The 3299-nt window shown below is 68.7% G+C and carries 2 protein-coding genes; one reads left to right on the top strand and one right to left on the bottom strand.

The window, feature by feature from the left end; all coding sequences use genetic code 11:
- The first annotated feature begins 774 nt into the window (after window positions 1-774).
- Window positions 775-2082: a DUF222 domain-containing protein gene (locus tag ACTWQO_RS48370; protein ID WP_443243793.1), complete on the top strand. Its 1308-nt coding sequence runs from the start codon at window positions 775-777 to the stop codon at window positions 2080-2082.
- Window positions 2083-2205: 123 nt separating this feature from the next.
- Here ACTWQO_RS48370 and ACTWQO_RS48365 read toward each other — a convergent pair whose 3' ends face one another.
- Complete coding sequence (locus tag ACTWQO_RS48365) at window positions 2206-3225, bottom strand: hypothetical protein (RefSeq protein ID WP_443243792.1); 1020 nt, start codon at window positions 3223-3225, stop codon at window positions 2206-2208.
- Between the last annotated feature and the right edge of the window lie 74 nt (window positions 3226-3299).

The following is a 3299-nucleotide window of genomic DNA, read 5'->3' as shown; positions in this document are numbered from 1 at the left end:
TGTTCACCACGCCATGCTCGGCATTGCCCGCCTGCATAACCTCGCCCTCGCCGGATAGGCGAGCAAGCCGCGCCAGGGGGACCGGCGTCCAACTCGAGTCGAAGATCAATTGCGGGACAGGCCTTAGGCGTTGCGGAGGACTGAGGTACTGCAGCGCCGTGCGTCGTTGTGGTTGCCGTTGGTCGCCCGCTTCATTGGCAGTGTCGTGCTTCCGCGCCCCGTATCAAGGGCGCTTCGCGTCGCCTTCGGCGATGGCCCTGCGGGCCACCCTGGACACGGGCCGCTCCAGCACGGGTTGGAAGCGAGCGGGCGGCCCGGAGAGGCGGGTGGCCGAGGTGGGTTTGGGGTGGGGTCGGCTGTGGGCTGGGCCGGGGTTGGTGGGCGCGGGGGCGTCTCGCCAGCACGCCGGGCTGGCTTAGCGTCGTTCGGTGGTGAGTGGGGCGCGGGGGTGGGGTGGTGGGGTCGGTTTGCGGCTGTCGGTTCAGAGGGGTTGCGGCGGCGGCGCAGTGGGGTGTGCGGGTGGCGGTCGGGTCCTTGTGCGGGAGTGGTTCACCCTTTCGGGTATGGGATTGACCTGGTGTTATCACTCTGAGTGAGCGATAATTGGTTGTGTGAACTCGCTTGTGGGAGGGGTGAGTTCGGGGTGCGGTTTTGGGCAGGGGGGTGAGTGCTGTGGCTGAGTGCGGGGTTGGTTCGGCGAGTGGTGGGGGTGGGGTGTCGTCTGGCCCGCCGCTGGAAGATCGCGTGGTTGCGGGTCTGGCGCAGGATGCGTCCTTGGATGAGTGGGTGGCTCGGCTGCGGGAGGAGGGGCCGGGAGGCGCTGGTGCCGGGCTGTTGGGTGGGCTGGATGTGGCCGGGTTGTCCGGGCGAGGGCTTGTTGATGCGCTGGTGGTGTTGGAGGCGTATCTGTCTTGGGTGCAGGCCAAGCAAGTGGAGGTGTTGGCTGCTATTGCCGAGCGGGCCGAGACGCCGGAGGCGGTCATCTTGGCTGGGGATGGGCGGCTGGATGATGTGTTCGCTGCTTCTTGGGATACGGCGGTGGAAGAGGTGGCCTGTGCGTTGCGGCTGGCCAATGTCACCGCTGCACAGCGGCTGAAGGTGGCCAGTTTGCTGGGTGGTCGGCATGAGGCCACTGTTGGGCTGCTTGCTGAGGGGCGGATCTCCTACGTTCAGGCTCAGGCGGTTGCCGAGCAGCTGGAGGTGGTTGATGACGAGGTCGCCGGGCAGGTGGAGGCGGTGATGGTGGGCAAGATGCCTGCGCAGGCCGCTGGGCAGACTCGGGCCTCGTTGCGGCGGGAGATTCTTCGGGCCGATCCGGAGGGGGCCGAGCTGCGGCATCGCCAGAGGGTGCGGGAGCGGGAGCTTTTGCACTATCCGAAGGATGACGGGATGGCCGTGTTCGGGGCGGTGCTGCCCGCGCAGCAGGCCGCGCTGATGGAGCAGGCCGTCGACTCCCGGGCTCAGGGGTATGGCGATGATGGGCGGAGTCTTGAGCAGAAGCGGGCTGATGCGCTGTTCGAGTTGGTGGTCGATCAGCCCGGTGCGGTAGGTGGGTTGGGGGCAGATGCGGGGTCAGGGCGGAGCGCCGTTGTGGTGCAGGTGACTGTGCCCTTTGACATTCTGCTGGGGGCTGAGGACGGGCCCGCCGAGTTGAAGGGGTATGGGCCTGTCACCGGCTCGCAGGCTCGGGAGCTGGCGTTCGCGCCCGGCAGCATCTGGCGGCGGCTGTTGACCGAGCCGGAGACCGGGCTGGTGGTGAAGACCGATCCCACGACCTATCGGCCCACGGCCGAGACGGAGAGGCATGTGATCGCTCGGGATCAGTACTGCGCCTTTCCCAGCTGCCGGATGCCCGCCCATCGCTGCGACCTCGACCACATTCGGCCGTTCGACCACCGTCATCCCGAGCGGGGTGGGCCGACGGTTCCTGACAATCTGCAGCCGTTGTGCCGTCGGCATCATCGGCTCAAGACTCATCATCCCGGTTGGGAGGTCAGGCGGGATCGGCGCACCGGCACCACTACCTGGACGGCCCCGACCAGCCACACGTACACCAACACCCCACCCGTCTATCGGGAATGAGCGATCAGTGTCAGTACGCACTGAGGTCGCGTGGCGGCGGCCGGCTGCTTGATCCGAGGCGGCTCTCGCCGCTTCGGATCACGGTCGTGCGTTGGTACGGTCGTGCGTTCGTGTCGTGTGGCGTCAGGCCGCCTGCGCCCCGTGACAGCCCCCATATGCCTGTCCTGACCCGCACCAGCACAACGCTCCCTGCTGCGGTGGCCACTCCACCGCGCGGCCCCGGGCCGCGAGGGTGGTCGCGTACTGGGGGAGCAGTGTTGGGTCTGCGGGGGATGCGCCTTCCGATGCCGCGAAGGCCTCGTACGACGGGACCGTTCCCGTCACGATTCCCAGGTTCGGGGTGCCTGAGGACGCGAGTTCTCGGAGGGAGGCCTCTATCGTCGCCAGGTGCTCCTCGTGGGAGGGGTACTCCGTGGCCAGGGTGGGGTAGGCGGCGATCAGTTCCGCCAGCTCGGTTGCCGGCCAGTGGAGTACGGCCACCGGGAAGGGGCGGGACAGGGCCGCCCGGTACGTGCCTAGCTCCGCCTGCAACCTTGAGATTTCCGCGCGAAGTTCCGCCGGGTCGTCCGAGCCCAGGGACCACACCCGCTTCGGGTCGTGGAGTTCGTCCAGGGAGACCGGTGAGGTGTGGACGCTTTCCGCGAGGGCGTCCCACTCGTCGTGGGCCGCGCCCAGCATGCGGCGTACGCGGTGGCGGCCGAAGAGGAGGGGGTGGGTGGCGTACGGGGGCTCCGGTACGTCCGTGAGGAGGAGACGTACGCCCTCTGTGAACGTCTCCTGCGCCTGCTCCAGCTCGTCGTGTGATTCCAGGGCCTCCGCGACGATGACCCAGGGGGCCGGGTCGCGGGGCGATGCCGTGCGGACTCCCTCGATGATGGCCCTGGCTTCGGCCTCGTGGCCGTACTCCCAGAGGTTCGATGCCTTGAGTGCTCGTACCAGGTACGGGTTTTCCAGCCCGGTGGACGAGGACAGCAGGCGGTCGTAGAGCGTCGTCGCGGCGGGGAGGTCGCCGGACAGTTCCAGATGGGCCGCGGCCTGCAGGAGCAGGGCCTCGGCGTCCTCGGGGTACAGGCCGGCGGTCCGCTCGAGGCGGGCCGCTTCGGCGGCGTGGTCGACGTTTTCGGCGGGCGTGTCGGGGCGCATGGGGGACACCGTAGCGCCGGTCGGTGACGAAGGTGAGATATGGGCAGGCCAGTGCCGGGCCCGGGGTCCGGGCC

Origin of the sequence: Streptomyces sp. 4N124 (assembly GCF_052245395.1) — a bacterium.
GTDB lineage: Bacteria > Actinomycetota > Actinomycetes > Streptomycetales > Streptomycetaceae > Streptomyces.
The sequence above is the reverse complement of the archived record's forward strand: the minus strand, read 5'-3'. Positions and strand labels throughout refer to the sequence as shown.

Excerpts from the sequence above, each read along its gene's own strand:
- ACTWQO_RS48365 (WP_443243792.1), bottom strand. The coding sequence starts at position 3,225 with ATGCGCCCCGACACGCCCGCCGAAAACGTCGACCACGCCGCCGAAGCG.